The sequence below is a fragment of the Methanolobus sp. ZRKC2 genome (genome assembly GCF_045291185.1).
Lineage (GTDB): Archaea > Halobacteriota > Methanosarcinia > Methanosarcinales > Methanosarcinaceae > Methanolobus.
In genome coordinates this window covers 2,048,071-2,066,490 of sequence record NZ_CP146980.1, presented here as the reverse complement: position 1 = coordinate 2,066,490, position 18,420 = coordinate 2,048,071, and the positions used below count along the sequence as shown (strand labels likewise).

Genomic DNA, 18,420 nt, shown 5'->3' with positions numbered 1-18,420 from the left:
ATTTACATCTTTTTCAGGAAAAGTTATTATAAAAAAATACGGAAGAAAAAAAGAATGTGAAGATGCTCAGAGTACTTTATTGAGCTCTTCGATAAGGACACCGGCAGTTGTTACTCCCGTGAAGCGTTTTACAGGTTCCCCGTCCTTCAGGATAACCAGAGTAGGGACGGCCTGAACACCATACTTACGCGCCATGTCCTGATTCTGATCAACGTCGATAACCTTTACGTCTACCTTGTCCCCAAGCTCCTCCTTTACTTTATCAAGGATGGGCTTTTGCATTTTACAGGGTCCGCACCAGGTTGCACTGAAATCCAATAGTTCCGGTTTGCTCATATTAACACCTTTTCTTTTTAAAGGGAAAACGACTTATGATTTTATTATCTTTTCGACGCCCATTGGACAGGAAATATCTTTCCGACACCCTTCCCCAGGGATGCTGGCTATTTGCAACGGTAATGCACGTCTTGTACACAACCTTTGTGTTTATAGTATAAATAAATTGTCCACGAATATTTTCAAATCAAGTAACTTATACTAAATGCAGAAAGCCTCATGGTTCCCATTAATTTAAATTTGATTAGTTATATAAAAGTATTTTTTAAGATATGTTTATATATAATTATACACACCAACAATTTATGGGAATTACACAGAATATTAAGAAAGTAGCCTTGTGTTCAGTAGTAGTAATTATCTTTTTGGTTATGTCCTCAGGAATGGGAAGTGCTGCAAACACAATTGAAGTAGCTGACCTGTCAAGTGACCTTACAGCAAACGATCTGGTGACACTCCTGTTAGGTGAAAACAGCACCATTGTGGTTTCTAATATTACAGTCACAGGTACCGATCTGGCAATTGGCAATTTCACAAGTGGTGGAACTCTTGGATTTGACACAGGCGTTGTGATGAGTTCAGGTTTAGTTTCAGATATACCAAATCCGATGTCTTCTCACGCCGATACAAACAATGGCCAAGCTGGAGACAGCGATCTGTATACACTTGTTGGTAATAATACTACATACGATGCTATTGTTCTTGAATTCGATTTCGTTCCAGACAAAAGCAGTCTTGCTTTCAATTATCGTTTTGGTTCGGAAGAAGATTTCATGGATACTTTTGATGATGCATTTGGTCTTTTTGTCAACGGCGAGAATGTTGCTCTGTTGCCGGATGGAAATCCCGTAAGTATCTTTAATATCAGGGAAGGACCATATTATGAAGCAGGACCTCTGAATAATTGTTTTGGGGGATTCAGCATAATGTTGACAGCAAATGCGGAAGTGATACCTGGTACTTTGAACAGTATGAAGTTTGCCATAGCTGATATGGGGGATTCGGCAGTGGATGCTGTTGTTTTTATAGAAGGGGACTCGTTTGTGTCCACCACAAGTCCTGATTCTCCTGTTTCTCCTGCCTGTGAAGGCGAGATAAATGTAACCAACATAACAGATCTCACTCCTGAATTCAGCTGGACTTTCTCAGATAACGACAGTGGCGATGTACAGGCTGCTTACCAGATACTCGTAGGTACAACCGAAGGTGCAAGTGACATGTGGGACAGTGGTAAGATCGAAAGTTCTTCATCCGCTGACATATCATACGCAGGTTCTGCGTTAAACTGGGGCAATACCTATTTTTGGAGAGTGAGGACATGGGATAACAATAATGCTGCAGGAACATACTGTGTTAATCAGACATTTACAACTGCATCCGGACCATTAGCACCTGTTGCCAACTTCACATCCAATGTGACTTCCGGAGCAACTCCACTTACGGTAGGATTCTCCGATCTTTCAACAAACACTCCAACGTCGTGGTTGTGGGATTTCGGTGATGGGAATACTTCAACAGATCAGGACCCAATACACACCTATGCGTCTGTAGGCACCTATAATGTAAGTTTGAATGCAACAAATGTGGCCGGAAGTAATGTCAACACACAAATATCTTACATCACAGTTGCTATAACTCCTATAGCCAATTTCAGTGCTAATGTCACTTCCGGAACTGTGCCCCTAAAAGTTGGTTTTACCGATTACTCAACAAACTCCCCTGTCTCATGGCTATGGAATTTTGGTGATGGGAATACTTCAACTAATCAGAATCCAACACATACCTATGCAGCCGCAGGGACCTATAATATCAGTCTTAACGCAACAAATGTAGCTGGAAGTAATGTCAGCACACAAATATCATACATCACTACTGCAGCAATTCCAGTTGCCGATTTTAGTGCTAATGTTACTTCCGGCACGATTCCTCTTTCTGTTGGTTTTACCGATATTTCAACAAATTCGCCAGTGTCCTGGTTGTGGGATTTCGGCGATGGGAATACTTCAACAGATCAAAACCCGACACACACCTATACGTCTGTAGGCACCTATAATGTAAGTTTGAATGCAACAAATGTGGGAGGTAGTGATATCAGTACCAAACTGTCCTACATTACTGTAGCTATTGCTCCTGTTGCAAACTTCACATCCGATGTTATCTCAGGAACAGCACCACTGACAGTTACTTTCACCGATAATTCAACCAACAGTCCGACAGCATGGCTCTGGGATTTCGGAGACGGAACTAATTCGACATCCAAGAACACGAGTCATACATATTCAAGCGCAGGCACTTATAACGTCAGCCTGAATGCAAGCAATGTTGCAGGCAGCAATGTAAGCACACATGTGAGCTATATCACGGTGACTGCTGCAAGCTCAAGTAGTTCCGGCAGCTCCAATTCCGGATCTCGTACATCTGTCGGTCCGAGCCAGCCACCAGAAACAGTAACATCTACTGACACATCCGTAAGGCATGTGATGGGTGGCACGTCCGTGGAATTCGATCTTTCCGGAGGAGATGACCCGGTAATAGGCATTAGTTTTGATGCAAAAGACAACGAAGGTGTTGTTGTAACGAAAGTCCAGGTCCTTGATCACAAGCCTGCTGACGTAGCGGCTCCAAAAGGCAGATCTTATTCAATAATGAGCATTGATGTCGGAAGCGAGGGCACGGTCTCAGAGCACAATGCTGACAACATAATGATCCGTTTCAAGGTAAGCCGGGAATGGGTCATCGAAAACAATATCGATCTCGACACAATCCGCCTTACACGATTCCATGGAGAGGAGTGGCAGGACCTTCCAACCTATCAGGAAAGGGAAGAAGAGGAGTTTATATACTTCACAGCTGAAACAACAGGTTTCTCAATATTCTCGGTTGTCGGTGACACTATTGGTGAAAAGTCAGTTGAAGAAGAAACTGAATCGATTGTTCTTGCAAAAGAGCAAACATACGAGCCAGTTACTGAAGAAACAAAAGACACTCCCGGAATCGGTGTGCTGATGGGAATTATCTTTGTGTCGTTTGCACTTCTTGTGCTCAGAGAAAAGAGATAATAAAGGAAATGATGACGGGGCATTTGTCCTGTCAACTTTTTTTGTTTTTTAAATTTCGGTCCTACTTTCCTTTTTGCCAGGTACGAACATGATACTACCTGTGACATAATCACAACTTTCTGATCTTTGTCGTAAGGTCAAGGGGTTTAGAATAATAAAGGGAACTTGTCACGATAAAGTCAACATGTTTTGCATACTCGGAAACCATTTTAAGCTCGATTCCGCCAACACCGACTTCCAGGTGCGGGTTAATAGAACGAAGCTCAGGCACAAGGGTTTCCAGTTCTTCAGGACTGTAGTGGTCCAGCAGAAGCACATCTGCAAGAGCTGCGTATTCGAAAGTTTCCTCCCGGGTTCTTGGCTCAATCTCTACTTTTTTCATTGCTTTCAGCCGGTCAAAATCCCCGGCAACATTAAAATGATTCTGCGTGACAAGGATAGAATCACTCAGTGAATTGCGGTGATGTTGTCCACCTCCGGCCTTTACGGCTTTGAGTTCATACTTACGAAATCCCGGATGAGTCTTTCTGCTGGTCGCAATTTCCACATCAGGATTGACCTTATGTGCAATTTCAACTGCAATACGGGTATTTGAAGCAATAGCACAGACAAGAGAAAGAAATGTCTGGGACACCCGCCACAATTTAAAAAGCATTGGCAGATCACCCTGGGCTTCGAATATTACATCATTGGGATAAAACTCCGCACCATTCTCAGGACATGTAACTACTTCCAGGCCCTTTGAAGTGTAAAACGTAGTCAGGTCATCCATACAGGCTGCAACACCATGCTCTCTTGAAACAATGCGTAGCCTGCCTTTACCCTGAATACCAAGAAGTTCTGTAGTCTCATCTCCGTAGGGACAATCCTCTGAAAGGTAAAGCTCAAAAAAATCAATCATAATTCTCACCTTGCTGTGGATAATAGTTATGGGACATACTTCATAACTATTACCATTGTTTTCAAAGGAGGAAAAAAGGAGGTTTGAAGAATTTAATCCTCCAGTGTTGAAACATCTCCCGGATCCATTCCAAGCTCTTTTGCTTTGAGCAACCTTCTCATGATCTTTCCACTTCGGGTTTTTGGCAGGGATTCTACAAATTCTATTTCCGATGGTATTGCGATAGGCCCAAGGATCATTCTCACGTGATATACCAACTCCGGTTTCAGTTTGTCGCCGGGTTCGTAGCCCTCGCAAAGCATGATGAAAGCCTTTATAGAATCACCTTTCAGGGGATCGGGTTTTCCAATAACAGCAGCTTCGGCAACCGCTTCATGGGACACCAGTGCACTTTCGACTTCCGCACTTCCGATGTTGTGTCCGGCGACAATCAGTACATCATCCGATCGGCCGAGAATCATGATATAACCGTCTTTATCCTTTACCGCAAGGTCACCGGCTGTATAGTAATTACCAATGGTGTTCCAGTACTGGCGATATCTCTCATCATTGTTGTAAACAGTTCTCATCATAGATGGCCAAGGCTCCTTTATCACAAGGAAACCTCCTGTTCCGGCCGGAACCGGCTCACCGTTCTCATTCACAACATCTGCAACAATTCCCGGCACCGGTCTTCCCGCAAAGCCGGGCTTCATAGGTTCACCCACTACGGTAGTAAGCATATGCATTCCTGTTTCAGTCTGCCACCAGGTATCCAGAATCGGACATTTCTCTTTTCCTATGACACGGTAATACCATTCAAAGGCCTCAGGATTCAGGGGCTCTCCAACAGAGCCAAGTACACGCAAAGAACTCAGGTTGTACTTTTCCGGCCACTGCTCACCCATCTTCATAAACATGCGAATTGCCGTAGGAGCAGTATAGAAAACCGTTACGTCGAATTCCTCGATCATGTTCCACCAGACACCTGGGTCCGGATAGTCAGGAGTTGTCTCGGATATCAGGATGGTAGCTCCCATTGCCAGGGGACCGTAGACAATGTAACTGTGACCTGTAATCCATCCCGGGTCGGCAGTACACCACATAACATCACCCTCTTTAAGATCAAACATATTCTTCGTGGTATAATAGGTACCTACCATGTATCCGCCACAGGCATGAACGATGCCTTTTGCAGGGCCGGTAGTACCACTGGTATAGAGGATGAACAGCGGGTCTTCGGCGTCCATTACTTCAGGTTCACATTCTTTCTCCGCATCTTCCATGATCTCGTAGAAATCCACTTCAATCTCAGAGAAAAGCTCCATCGGAGGAGACATCCTTCTGAGGACCACTATTTTCTCCACACTGGAAGAGTTGACAACAGCCTCGGAAACAATAGATTTAAGATCAAGACGCTTGCCACGCCGGAAACTTGCATCCGCAGTTATGACGATCTTTGCCTGCGCATCCTTTATCCTGGAATGCAGGGCATTTGCACCAAAACCTCCGAAGACTACACTATGAACAGCACCAATACGGGCACATGCAAGCATAGCGATGATCTGTTCGGGGACTAACGGCATGTAGATGCATACCCTGTCACCCTTATCAACACCAAGAGACTTCAAACCGTTTGCAAACCTCATCACTTCACGGTAAAGCTGGCGGTAAGTAATTACCTGCTCCTCACCGTTATCCCCAACCCATATTAAAGCTACCTTGTTCTTTCTGCCATTGAAAACATGACGATCCAGGCAGTTACAGGTGATGTTAAGTCTGGCATTTATGAACCATTTTGCATAAGGGTGGTTCCATTCCAGTACCTTGTCCCACTTCTTAAACCATTCAAGCTCTTCTGCGATACATTCCCAATGCTTTTCAGGATCACTGAGAGATTCACTATAAACCTTTTCATAATCCCGGATCCAGGAATTTTCTTTTACCGAAGGATCAGGAAAGTAGCTCTTGCTCTCCAGTTTCACATCAAAATTCTCAGACATGTTCAATTCATTCCTAACTATTAATAATTAAATATCTTACATGACCTGACACAGTCTCAGATCAATTCAATTTAGGCTCCGGAACCATGCAATTAAACCCTGAGAGCAGTAAAAACTGATCAATCATACGGATATTGGTGGAACCAGATAAGGAAGAGATAATGAAACCAGAGGTTAATAGTTCCCATCCATCATGTATAATCGTGATATTAATATAAACCTATTTTGGTCCCTGAATGAAAATGACAAATTATACACTCAGAGTAAAAAGAAAAGTAACGTTGAAAAGAAAGTAAGAGTAAAAGAAAGAAAAAGAGATCAGGCCGAAAGTGCCAGAATGGCTTCCGCAAGGTCACCGTTGGCATTCTTCAAGGCATCTCTTGCTTCTTCTTCTGAAACACCGGTCTGTTCGGCTACCAGCCTTACATCGTCGTCAGGAACTACAAGTTCCCTGGCAACTTCTTCCGGGGTACCGACTATCTGATAAGTATCAACACCCTGTGCGTTCATAATAGAAACATTCGCATCGTTGAAAACAATCTCCTTGTCAGGAGTCCTAATGATGACCTGTTCCACATCATTAATCTCTTTGATGTCTATACCCATCTGTTTCATCATCTGTTTGACCTTTGCAGGGTTCATGCCCCTGCCGCCGATTCCCGGAAACATGTAATCACCTCGTAGCAATAATTAAATTTTATTATTTAAGTGTTCTTATGCTATCGTTGGCGTGTTTAAGAACAGCCGCCACCACATGATCCGCATGCGTTTGCAGAAGAAGAATTGTCAATAATGAAACCTTTACCCTGCGGCCCGTCGACATAATCGATTGTTGCGCTGGAAAGGCCTTCTACATCATTCTTGTTCATGACTATTTTAAGGCCATCAATCTCCTCAACGACATCTTCCTCTTCACTGATCTCGTTCTCCAGTGACATTCCATACTGGACACCGCAGCAGCTCATTCCTGCTATAAATATCCTTAATGAATGGTCCTCTTTTTCCTGTTCTACAAGCAATGATTTCAATTCTGCTGCTGCCTTTTCACTTACTTCTACCATATTAATTCCTCTTTGTCTACTTACTACAAGATGATTTATCCGGTAATCCCTTATATGGGTTTTTGATATATAAATTATTCGTGCATGTACGAACGATATGGGAGAGCCTGTTATGCAATCTCATACGAATTCTGCATCATCATCTACCGGGTTGCTTAGTACTTCCGAATTATAGGCATTAATCTCAACGGAATTACGGGGGCCTTTGACCTCCCAGACAGGTACATAGACCAACTTCACATTCAGCTCGACATCATCTGACGCAGGCTTAAATCTCTTGTGCTCGGATATAATAGCTTCGCCCTGAGTATTATCAAATCGCAGGTCTCTTGTATGCTCATCGATGATACAATCAAGCAATTCATTCCGCGCTTCTTCCTCCGTTGTTACAGGATGCTTTACTTCATAAGGTACATCCGGAACTGAAACTGTTTCGCGTACGTCATGCAGCACAATCTGCTCATTGTTCCCGTTAAGTGCGTTCATGCAACCAGAGCCTTCCCCTGAGATGTCTACTATCTTGGACCTGTATCTTTGTTCGGTGCTCAGGTGGAATTCATATTTCCAGAAAGGCACGAGTTTCAGTAATATATCCTGGCAATTGTAAACATAAGGCCTTGCAGCAGAAATGGCATGATCCCTGTTCATGTTTACCGGAGCCGAGCGAAGATTGAGCAATATGCCGTCCGTTTGCGGAGGTGCCTCTGGAACATCCTTTTGCTGCTGTACAGGAGCGCTGGCAATAACCGGCTCAGGAGAACGTTCGGAATAACCGGAGACCAAAGGTTTTTCCTCAGCAGGAGTTTCTTCCTTAAAGGCAGTACCGTTTCCGAAAATAGAATCTATTGCAACCTTTGCAATTTCATCAGCACTGGAAGTTGCAGTAATTACAGGTTCGTCAAGCGAAGCAGTTTCTCTTTTTTTCGCAGTTTTGTTTAGCAGGTCAAGCTCGCCGGCACTTCCTTCAATATCGGCCAGGACCGCCCTGCCAATCTGGAAAGACATATCGTCACGGTCCCATACGTTCAGACCTGCATCTTCAGCATATTGAAGAAGATCACTATCTACTATGCCTGTTGTCACATACAGCCCTTCCCCATCCTGAATCAGGTTTATAAAATCCCTGATCTCCGGAAGACTCGGGTAAGAGGACAGTTTGATGTAAGTCCTGTGACCGTTTTTCTCAGCAATAAAATCATGATTATGAGAGTCTACGACATTGTAACCAGCCGAAGAGAATATGTCTCTCAAGATGCGCACTAAATCTTGTTTCATGAAAATCATTATCCCCTGTTTTTCAAAAATAAAATGGCCTTCATAAAATAAAAAGATAAGCAATAAATCGATATATCAAAAAATAAAGGAATAGTTAAGAACTTCCCGTATCAGAGAACCCTTGTCGTTGTTTCCAATTCAATACCCTTGGCGGTAATCACATAAGAGATAGTCCTGTTAGGCACTATCATTCCACGCATCTTGCGAATCATTATAGTACGTTCGATCTCACTGCCACGCTCCTTGAGCCTGAACTCGATAACTCCGTCGCAAATATGCTTGAGATTGTTCTCGGTGATAGAATCATGCATACCGCTGGTCATGAGTATCAGCTGGATGGCACCTGTTGCCTTTCCTATAGAAGATACGATCTCTATCGCCTCGACCACATTATTGAGATTATAGGATCGCAGGAAATAGGAGATAGAATCTATCACACCACGGTACTTATTTTCCCTTTTCTGGACTACCGTGGACTTGAGCATATTAATGGAATCGGTTCCTTTTTTCAGGAAATCTTTTGCAGAGAGATTGTTGGTGAACTCCTTGGGAAGAACATTATAGAACCTGGGCCCATAGGCATCAATAAATTCAAGGTTACCGTTCTCAATGTGCTTTCTTACTTCCCATTTGTGATCTTCCATTTCATAAATGATCTCGGATACTGGATGCTCCGATGAAAAATAATAGACATCCTCATTATTCAGGAGACCTCCGTAAACGAACTGCTTGGCAAACATCTCTGAATTTGCCCCGGGCTCCCCCAGAGCAAGTATTGTCGTACCTGGGGGGACACCTCCGCCAAGTTGTACATCCAATCCACTTATTCCTGTAGGAATGCGATATCCACCACTGCCATCAAAACTGTAATCCATGTTCTCACCCGCTTTTAAATGTAATTAGTAAATCGAATATCTAAATTAATGCAGTAATTATATTTATATTGATAGATAATAAGCTTTTATAGTATATATCAATTAGTGATTGCTGTAAATAAACCGAAAATTAAGGGAATGCCAGTGATCACCATGATAAACCTAGATGACCTGAAGTACGATAACGGCCTGATACAGGCAATTGCACAGGACAACGATACAAAGGAAGTTCTCATGTCTGCTTTTATGAACAGGGAAGCACTTGAGAAAACCATTGAAACAGGTATAGCCCACTACTGGAGCCGAAGTCGTGGCAAACTGTGGAAGAAGGGGGAGAGCTCAGGCCACATGCAGACAGTAAAGGCAATTTATATTGACTGTGACATGGACGCGGTGTTGCTTATGATCGAGCAGGAAGGCGGCGCCTGTCATACAGGATACAGGTCATGCTTCTACCGTAATATCGAGGGAGATGTTATCGGTAAGAAAGTCTTTGATCCTGAAGACGTATACTAATTATAGACAATAGACCCGGACTTATTGTCAAAAGGTAACTTTGACAGAAGATCTTTCTTCAAGAGGCTTTCGAGGGTCGCAATTGAATTATATAATCCAGACCATATACCAACACAATGACAGAAAGCAGCAAGGATGGACAGAAGATCGTTCCTGATACGAGTTCGGTCATCGATAGCATTATTTCTGAAGGTGTAGACAGGGGAGACTTCAAGGATGCCAGGATCATTGTTCCCGAAGCGGTAGTAGCAGAGCTTGAAGCCCAGGCTAACCGCGGGCTTGAGATAGGATTTGAAGGGCTTGAAGAGTTACAGAGATTACAGGACCTGGCAAACAAAGGCAAAATCAAAATTTCATTTCACGGGACAAGGCCCAACCTCGATCAGGTAAAACTTGCAAGGGGAGGAGAAATTGATTCCCTGATACGTGAGACTGCAATTGAACTTAAGGCAAAGTTTGTTACCGGGGACAGGATACAATCCATGGTTGCAAGGGCTATGGGCATAGACGTGGAATTTGTAAAACCCGAGCCAAAAGAGTTAGGTCCCCTGCTCATAGAGGATTTCTTTACAGCCGATACTATGTCGGTACATCTGAAAAACAATGTTCCGCCCATGGCAAAGAAAGGTTCCATAGGAGATGTCCGGTATGTCAGTATTAGAGATGAGCCCAGCACCTATGCCGAACTGAAAGAGATATCCAGGGAATTACTGGACAGGGCACGTTCTGATCACAATTCATTCTTTGAGTTATCCTTTAGCGGGGCTTCGGTGCTTCAGATAGGCAATATGAGAATTGCTATTGCAAATCCTCCGTTTTCGGACGATTTTGAAATAACGGCAGTACGTCCGGTAGCATCTGTATCCCTTGAACAATATCGCCTGAGCGATAAGCTGAAAGAGAGAATATGTGACCAGAGAGGCATACTCATTGCCGGACCTCCCGGAGCAGGCAAGTCAACTTTTGCAGCAGGAGTGGCCAATTTCCTGAACAATATGGAATTTGTGGTGAAGACAATGGAGTCACCCAGGGACCTGCAGGTGCCGGACGAGATCACCCAGTACGCACCTCTTGACGGCAATCTGGAGAATACTGCTGATGTACTGCTGCTGGTGCGTCCGGACTATACTATTTACGATGAAGTGCGCAAGACCAAGGATTTCGAAATCTTTGCGGACATGAGGCTTGCAGGCGTGGGAATGATCGGTGTTGTACACTCCAACCGCGCCGTGGATGCCATCCAGAGGCTTATTGGCAGGGTAGAGCTTGGTGTGATACCTCAGGTAGTGGACACAGTTATTTTCATAGACAAGGGAGAGGTCGCCAAGGTGCAGGTACTGAAATTCACTGTGAAGGTGCCCGCAGGCATGATGGAAGAGGATCTTGCAAGACCGGTTATTCTTATATCAGACTTTGAGACAGAAAAGAGCGAGTTCGAGATATACACCTACGGCGAGCAGGTCGTGGTGATGCCACTGGGCGAAGAGAAGGAAAGAAAACCCTCCTGGAAACTCGCGGAGGGGGAAGTAAGGGCTGTGCTTGAGGACTATTCCAAGGGCCCTGTGAACGTGGAAATGGTCTCGGATAGCCGTGCACTGGTGAAGGTTCGTGAGAAGGATATGCCACGTATCATTGGCAAAGGTGGAAGCACCATTGACGATATCGAGAAAATGCTCGGTATTCACATAGATGTGCGCAAGTCCGATGAAAAGGGTGAAAAGAAGAGACAGGAAGAAAAAGATACAAGCCCCCATCGCCCGATAATTGAGCGTACTGACAGACATGTCATTCTTAATGTCCCGGAGCTGGCAGCCCAGGATGTAGAAATCTACGCAGGAGATACTTTCCTCTTTTCAGCCACCGTTGGTCGGCATGGTGACATCAAAGTCAGGAACGATTCCACTGTGGCGGACAGTGTTATTGAAGCTGTGGAAGAAGGAGAGGCTGTTACCGTACGTTCTCTTTGAATAATTTTTTGTTATGAATGCTTACCCGGCCTGACAGCCGGGATTGTTTTTTGTTGTGAGGATCGCAAATATAGTACTGCCAGCCAGATGATACAAATATTTTTATATATAAATTGTATACTTTTATAATTATATGAGGACTGACATAAAACGTGGCTATGAAATCCTACCAAACAATAATGTCAGGTTTGGAGTCAGGGTTACCAATAGTAGCGACTCAGTCATTTCTGATGTTCAGGTTATTCTTGACTATAATGAATCGCTTTTCAATTTACGGGGAAAGGGGATTCAAAAACTGGGAAACATACCCCCGGCAGCTTCAAGGACGGCCAAATTCATCCTGAAACCACTTGGTTGTGTACATGAGGAAAATGTAGAAGCAACCATAAGCTACCGTGATCATAAATGGGAGAAGCACATTGAAACAATGAGGCCAAAGGAGGTACATTGTGTCTGCCCATCCCTCAGCTTAAGGCCCATGAAAAAAAGTGAGTTTCTTTCTCTCTCTGAAAAAGGATACTCAGCAGAAGCAGGTATCAATTTCCAGGGGATCAGTGCGGAGCGAATCACATCTTTTCTGATGCAGACCTGTGCCACACGTCTTTATGTTGTTGATGGCCATTCCACGGGAGAAGATAGCGTTATATATTTTTCAGGGGAAGCGGCGAATGAGAAGACCTACTACCTGCTGACAGTCCTGGTAAAAGAGAAGGACGATATGACCCAGGTCATGTTAAGGGCTGTGTCCGACAAGAACTATGGTATAAACGGATTTCTCAATGAGATCGTTTCAGAACTGAGACACCTTGCAGATACTGTCAGTTCTGCAAGGGAAATTGGAATAATCAAACATGAGCAGGCAATCAATATCATAGATTCCGTTGTTCAGCGAAGCAACATTACAAATGACACCGATGCAGCTTCAATAAACATAAAGGACAGTGTGGTCCAGAGAGTGGGAATAAATGTCTCACGCCCCACTCCGTCGAATGATGATGATATAGTTATCCGGAGCAGGACTCCAATGCCAGAGAACATGGACGAGGATGATGATGACATCTCCGACATGTATAATATGTATCTGGAAGAGGTCAAAGCAAAACATTCGGAAACCGACAAAATGCGGAGAGAACGTCTCGAGGCTGGCTCACAGGAGAAATTGAGAGTTAGAAAACAGGCATCATCGGAGCGGGGTTCTCTTTACAATTCATTGAGAAAAGACGAGGACATAGTTAAAAAACGCAGGTATGACAGCAAAAAGATATTCCTCCGCCTAGCAGTAGTCGCGGTTATCCTTTTGACCTTTTCTATCATTACACCTCTGATAAATAGCTATGCAGTAAACGAAGAGGTACCATTGCTTAGTGATTTTTATCATATTGAAGCGGAGGTAAAGGATTTCATGAATGCTGTAAATGCAGGGGATTCGGCCACTGCATATGATATGTACGCGGGCAAGGATTTCCTTACTCCTGACGATATAACCACTGCATTTGCAAACAAAGGTATAGAAAAGGGGTCCATCAAGCATCTTGGTATAGTCTCAAAAAGTATAGGAAATAACCGGAACGCTACAGTGAAAACAAGATGTACTGTTTCTATTAAGGACGCTACAGGCGAGGAAAAGTCTGTTTCAATCATAACTATTTATTTCGGGCTTCAGAAGACAGAATCAGGATGGAGTATTACAAGTGTAACCTTCTCTAATCATAGATAACAAGGAGACACGTTGTATCCCTGAAACAAATTGTGGCTTAAATATTGAGGAGTGTACAGTTTTTAGTCAATAGATGATGAGCTATGTAGCAATCATCTACCGAAGTCGACACATTCCCCCGCTGCCGTTCCAAAGAATAGTGAATTGATGTAAGTTCTAAATCCCAGTTGTTCAGGAGAAACATCTTTCGTTCAATGTAAGGCATCCTGCAAAACCAGAATCAGAGTCTTTTCTGCAACACTGCCGCCTTATCGGGAAAACGGTTCGGCCTGTCCACAGCCGTGAGCCCGGCTTCAGCAGCTATCTCAAGAGATTCTTCAAACTCCTTTTTTGAAACATGGAAAGGTGGCTCCTCTATGTATACCCGGCCACCGTCTTTGAGCAGGGATACCATTTCCGTGAAAAATGCTTCCCTGTCAGGCAGCTCATGGACTATGTAGAAGAGGAAGGCAAGATCAAAGCTGCCGCTAACGCCGATGCTGTCCCCGGTACATCTATGCAACTCGATGTTCTGTTCTATCTCGGACCCACTGATCTTTTCCTGTACCTGCTCAAGCATGCCCTCCTGCAGGTCGACGGCCACCACCTTACCGCTTTTGCCGACCATCCAGGCCATGTCAAGGGTAAAGAAACCCGGACCGCAACCGACTTCCAGTACGTCCATTCCTTCTTTAATATATGGAGCAAGTATCTTTTGGGGGTTTTGCAGCCATCTCCTGACCCTGTTATCAAGGCTACCGGACTTTTTTACCGGACAAACGTGGGTGTTTCTGGTACTCATCACAACACTCTCCCTTTTAAACTGATTTTACAGTCAGTAATTTTATCGATAATAGGTATATCGTTAAACAAATACGTTAATTTACCGGTCAACCCAAATTTTACAAAAAGGAATACATGATGCAAAAGCAGATGACTTAGGGGTGCTTGAACCAAAATAAGAAGAATTATTTACCTGTAGCATACAGTAATCCATAAGTTTACAATCCGGAGAATTTGATATGGACAGTAAAATTGAGATAAAAGAAGAGCAGGCACAACCAGTCCTGTCGATCAGGACCCGTACAGCGGTCCGGGACCTTCCCGCCGTGATCGGTGAAAGCTACGAAAAGATCATGCAATACATGTCCGGTATCGGCCAGGAGCCTGCAGGAGCCCCCTTTGTTGCCTACTATAATATAGATGTAGAGGATCTCGATCTGGAGATCGGTTTCCCTGTTGCTATACCCCTTAAAGGCAGCGATGATATCAACAGTTCGGAAATACCTGCAGGAAAATACGTATCTACTACCTACAAGGGCCCCTATCAGGGCATGGAAAAGCCCTACATGGAAATGGCACAATGGGTCGAAGAACACGGATATAAAGCGAAGGGTATTTCCTACGAGTATTATTTCAATTCTCCCATGGAAGTACCGGAAAGCGAACTGCTGACACGTATTGTGTTTCCTGTTGAGTGAAAGGAGCATGTTCCGCTGTAGGTAGTACTATAGTCTGCAAAAATATTCCAGAGAAGATTAAACGAAGAATATTATGGAGTTCCTAGTAGAGCATTACAGGAGGAAGGGATAAAGTGACTACAAAAGAGATCGGGATTTGTGGTCACCTGCTAAATGCATTGAATCAATTCAAACACTTTGTAATTCAAAAACAATAATTTTCCTTCGATTTTTCTTCCTGTCGAAGCCTTCTTTTTCAAGGTAGTCTATGAATTTCATTTTACTCAAAAACTTAACATGTCCTTTACCAGATTGTTCAAATAAATACAGTGATTTTCCATTTGAAAAATGATCTCGTATGGCTTTATTACCCCTCTCAAATTTCATATCACCGATTTGACCTTCTCCAGTGTAATAGAAAACATCGTTACTTTCCCATCCATCTTCATATCCATGTTCTTTTCCAGAAGGACCGGTGAAAAGGAAAACCAAATCAGCTTTTTTCGAAGGAGCAATTCCACTTTGACGATTGCCACCATATTCATCGTGGAGATGACTTCTCTTATAAATCTGTCCAACTACAAACATAATACTCATATAAAATACTTAGACAAGTTACATAAATATAATGACCACTGATAATGCACTTTATTGTAGGAACATCAAATTTCAACAACATCCTAATATACACTCCCTAACAATTTACATTCCTGGGTGAATCACATCATGAAAGTATCAATCATAGGTTCCGGCTACGTAGGCTCAGTCTCTGCAGCCTGTTTTGCAGAACTCGGCCACGAGGTTATCTGTATCGATATCGATGAGAAAAAAGTAGAGATGATCAATTCCGGCAGGGCTCCCATATGGGAGGAGGGTCTGGATGAGCTGCTGGAAAAGTACTCACAGAAGACACTCATTGCTACACCAGATTATGACTATGCCGTGCAGAACTCCGATGCATCTTTTATCTGCGTGGGGACACCCTCGGGAAAAGACGGGAGTATCGACCTCTCCATTGTTAAGGCTGCAAGTGCCAGTCTTGGCAAGGCCATCGCCAAAAAAGACCACTACCATGTGGTTGTGGTTAAGAGCACCGTTGTGCCTGAGACCACCGAGAAAGTGGTGCTTCCCATAGTTGAAGAGAACTCCGGCAAAAAAGCCGGAAAAGACTTCGGGATCGTGATGAACCCTGAATTTTTGAGAGAAGGCAAAGCCGTTTATGATTTCATGAACCCGGACAAGATCGTAGTGGGTGCAATTGATGAGAGGTCTGGCTTTGTGGTGTCAGAACTCTATCGGGGGCTTAATTGCAAGGTCACACACACCAATCCAAGAACTGCCGAGATGATCAAGTACGTCAACAACTCATTCCTGGCAACCAAGATATCTTTCGCCAACGAAGTCGGCAATATCTGCAAACAGCTTGGCATCGACACTTACGAGGTCATGGATGCCGTAGGCACAGACTTCAGGATCGAGCGCAGGTTCCTCAATTGTGGTGCGGGCTTTGGGGGCTCGTGTTTCCCCAAAGACGTCAAGGCCATTATCGGCAAGGCCAATGAAATCGACTATAAACCTCAGCTTCTTGAATCCGTGGTGGATGTAAACGATCGTCAGCCTCTGAAGATGGTGGAATTACTTCAGGGCAAACTTGGAGAACTTAAGAACAAAAGGATAGCAGTACTCGGGCTAGCCTTCAAGAATGACACAGACGACATTCGCGAATCACGTTCAATTCCTGTCATCACCGAACTCCTGCGCCAGGGCACAGACATCGCAGCCTACGATCCAATGGCCGAGGAAAGCATGAAAAAAGTGTTCCACGACATCACCTATTGCAAGACCTCATCCGAGGCCCTCGAAGAGGCCGAAGGATGCCTGATCATGACCGAATGGGATGAGTTCAGGAAACTGGACAAGGAGTTCGGGCTCATGGCAGGAAAGGTTGTCATAGATGGTAGGAAGATGATAGACCCGAAAAAGCTCAGTATGGAGATTGATTACGAGGGAATCTGCTGGTAAACAGGTAAGGCAAACAAAATAACTGCACAGGAGAAGAGGACAAAGTATGGGAGAAACGTTTATCCTTGGAACCGGCGAAAGCAGGATGATAACAGGGAGTATCTTCGGGAAAGCCGTGCACATGGTATATTGTGGAATCAATTCAGAGAATACCTTTTCTATCGGTCTGCTCTCCTCTAAAGGTAATCGGGGACATGGCCTGAATCTTTTCTTTCCAAAGAGAGCATCCTACATAATGATAGATAAACAAAAATACTACGTTATCAACGTCACTCCCGAGAATATAACCCTTCAGACGCCTGAATGAAAATCGAAGGGAAGAAAAATTAATAGTCAACTTTCAGGTACCTTTTTTCTTTTTGAACTTGTTGATTATTTTCTCAAGATTGCATATTAATTCAAATATAGCGTTCGCTACAGTTACGATTGTTATAATATCCATTCATACCTCACAAATTCGAAAGCATGCAAATTAACCTAAATTACTGGGTTTGGAGAAGCTCTTTTAAGTAATTTTGCAAAACTTATGACACTGTTTTGATGTTGATTATGTAACGAGTTTCATCTTCTACTATATAAATCAAAGTTGAAAATACGATAATGTGAAGAACAATAATCGTTACATTCATGTACCAAAACCCTGCTTTAAATCTTCATGAAAAAGATTGTCATCATCGATTACGGACTCGGTAACCTCAGAAGTGTTCTCAAGGGGCTTGAATACGCAGGTGCCAATGTAGTCATATCCAGTGATCCTGCCGAAATTAAAAGCGCAGACGGGGTCATCCTGCCGGGAGTCGGCGCATTCAAAGATGCAATGAAGAACATTGCAGGGCTGCTTGATACCATAAACGAGTATGTGGATTCCGGGAAGCCAATGCTTGGAATCTGCCTTGGACAGCAGATACTAATGAGCAAGTCAGAAGAAGGCGGCCACACGCCCGGACTTGATCTTATCAAAGGTGAGGTCCAGAGGTTTCCGCATTCCGATCTCAAGGTTCCCCACATGGGCTGGAATTCCATCAGTATAAACAGCAAACATCCTTTTTTCGAAGGCATACCCGATAATACCTATGTGTATTTCGTGCATTCCTTCTACGTAGATACAAAAGAAGAAAATACACTTGCCTCATGCGAGTACGGAGAACAGTTTGCAGCATCTGTAGTCAACAACGCAGGTAATGTCATAGGCACGCAGTTCCACCCGGAAAAAAGCGGAGATATGGGCCTGAAGATGCTCGAAAACTTCGTGGCAATGTGTTAAAAAGAG

At 43.7% G+C, this 18,420-nt stretch carries 17 protein-coding genes; 8 read left to right on the top strand and 9 right to left on the bottom strand.

Annotation, left to right across the window (positions count from 1 at the left end):
* Positions 1-66 precede the first annotated feature (66 nt).
* The gene (locus tag V7O62_RS09735; protein ID WP_406656131.1) at positions 67-336 is read right to left on the bottom strand and encodes a thioredoxin family protein; all 270 of its coding nucleotides are present in this window, start codon (positions 334-336) and stop codon (positions 67-69) included.
* A 305-nt stretch (positions 337-641) separates the two neighbouring features.
* Here V7O62_RS09735 and V7O62_RS09730 point away from each other — a divergent pair, with 305 nt between their 5' ends.
* The gene (locus tag V7O62_RS09730) at positions 642-3,395 is read left to right on the top strand and encodes a PKD domain-containing protein (protein WP_406656130.1); all 2,754 of its coding nucleotides are present in this window, start codon (positions 642-644) and stop codon (positions 3,393-3,395) included.
* Between the two features lie 109 nt (positions 3,396-3,504).
* Here the strand turns inward: V7O62_RS09730 and V7O62_RS09725 are convergent, their stop codons facing one another.
* The 6 genes from V7O62_RS09725 to V7O62_RS09700 form a co-directional block, all read right to left on the bottom strand.
* Positions 3,505-4,296, bottom strand: coding sequence for a nicotinate-nucleotide pyrophosphorylase (locus V7O62_RS09725; protein ID WP_406656129.1), 792 nt, complete (start codon positions 4,294-4,296; stop codon positions 3,505-3,507).
* Between the two features lie 92 nt (positions 4,297-4,388).
* A complete protein-coding gene (acs, locus tag V7O62_RS09720) occupies positions 4,389-6,278 on the bottom strand; it encodes an acetate--CoA ligase (RefSeq protein ID WP_406656128.1) in 1,890 nt (629 codons plus the stop codon).
* A gap of 318 nt (positions 6,279-6,596) precedes the next feature.
* On the bottom strand, positions 6,597-6,947 hold the full coding sequence (locus tag V7O62_RS09715) for a nascent polypeptide-associated complex protein (protein WP_406656127.1): 351 nt from the start codon (positions 6,945-6,947) through the stop codon (positions 6,597-6,599).
* A 65-nt stretch (positions 6,948-7,012) separates the two neighbouring features.
* Positions 7,013-7,339, bottom strand: coding sequence for a HesB/IscA family protein (locus tag V7O62_RS09710; RefSeq protein ID WP_406656125.1), 327 nt, complete (start codon positions 7,337-7,339; stop codon positions 7,013-7,015).
* Positions 7,340-7,459: 120 nt separating this feature from the next.
* The gene (locus tag V7O62_RS09705) at positions 7,460-8,614 is read right to left on the bottom strand and encodes a hypothetical protein (protein ID WP_406656124.1); all 1,155 of its coding nucleotides are present in this window, start codon (positions 8,612-8,614) and stop codon (positions 7,460-7,462) included.
* 110 nt (positions 8,615-8,724) lie between these two features.
* A complete protein-coding gene (locus V7O62_RS09700) occupies positions 8,725-9,489 on the bottom strand; it encodes an RAD55 family ATPase (protein WP_406656123.1) in 765 nt (254 codons plus the stop codon).
* A 153-nt stretch (positions 9,490-9,642) separates the two neighbouring features.
* Here V7O62_RS09700 and hisI point away from each other — a divergent pair, with 153 nt between their 5' ends.
* The 3 genes from hisI to V7O62_RS09685 all read left to right on the top strand — a co-directional run bounded on the left by hisI (position 9,643) and on the right by V7O62_RS09685 (position 13,689).
* The gene (gene hisI, locus V7O62_RS09695) at positions 9,643-10,005 is read left to right on the top strand and encodes a phosphoribosyl-AMP cyclohydrolase (protein ID WP_406656121.1); all 363 of its coding nucleotides are present in this window, start codon (positions 9,643-9,645) and stop codon (positions 10,003-10,005) included.
* Positions 10,006-10,121: 116 nt separating this feature from the next.
* Complete coding sequence (locus V7O62_RS09690) at positions 10,122-11,972, top strand: PINc/VapC family ATPase (protein WP_406656120.1); 1,851 nt, start codon at positions 10,122-10,124, stop codon at positions 11,970-11,972.
* 133 nt (positions 11,973-12,105) lie between these two features.
* Positions 12,106-13,689, top strand: a complete 1,584-nt coding sequence (locus tag V7O62_RS09685) for a hypothetical protein (RefSeq protein WP_406656119.1) — start codon at positions 12,106-12,108, stop codon at positions 13,687-13,689.
* A 220-nt stretch (positions 13,690-13,909) separates the two neighbouring features.
* On the opposite strand, the gene V7O62_RS09680 is transcribed toward V7O62_RS09685, so the two are convergent.
* Positions 13,910-14,470, bottom strand: coding sequence for a class I SAM-dependent methyltransferase (locus V7O62_RS09680; RefSeq protein ID WP_406656118.1), 561 nt, complete (start codon positions 14,468-14,470; stop codon positions 13,910-13,912).
* A 220-nt stretch (positions 14,471-14,690) separates the two neighbouring features.
* Between V7O62_RS09680 and V7O62_RS09675 the strand changes: the two genes are divergently transcribed.
* Positions 14,691-15,149 (top strand): GyrI-like domain-containing protein, encoded by a 459-nt coding sequence (locus V7O62_RS09675; protein ID WP_406656117.1) that lies wholly within the window; start codon positions 14,691-14,693, stop codon positions 15,147-15,149.
* A 168-nt stretch (positions 15,150-15,317) separates the two neighbouring features.
* On the opposite strand, the gene V7O62_RS09670 is transcribed toward V7O62_RS09675, so the two are convergent.
* Positions 15,318-15,725 (bottom strand): HNH endonuclease, encoded by a 408-nt coding sequence (locus V7O62_RS09670; protein ID WP_406656116.1) that lies wholly within the window; start codon positions 15,723-15,725, stop codon positions 15,318-15,320.
* A 129-nt stretch (positions 15,726-15,854) separates the two neighbouring features.
* On the opposite strand from V7O62_RS09670, the gene V7O62_RS09665 reads away from it, so the two are divergent.
* The 3 genes from V7O62_RS09665 (at position 15,855) to hisH (ending at position 18,414) form a co-directional block, all read left to right on the top strand.
* On the top strand, positions 15,855-17,150 hold the full coding sequence (locus tag V7O62_RS09665) for a UDP-glucose dehydrogenase family protein (RefSeq protein ID WP_406656115.1): 1,296 nt from the start codon (positions 15,855-15,857) through the stop codon (positions 17,148-17,150).
* A 46-nt stretch (positions 17,151-17,196) separates the two neighbouring features.
* A complete protein-coding gene (locus V7O62_RS09660; RefSeq protein WP_406656114.1) occupies positions 17,197-17,457 on the top strand; it encodes a hypothetical protein in 261 nt (86 codons plus the stop codon).
* A 348-nt stretch (positions 17,458-17,805) separates the two neighbouring features.
* The gene (hisH, locus tag V7O62_RS09655) at positions 17,806-18,414 is read left to right on the top strand and encodes an imidazole glycerol phosphate synthase subunit HisH (protein ID WP_406656113.1); all 609 of its coding nucleotides are present in this window, start codon (positions 17,806-17,808) and stop codon (positions 18,412-18,414) included.
* Positions 18,415-18,420 lie beyond the last annotated feature (6 nt).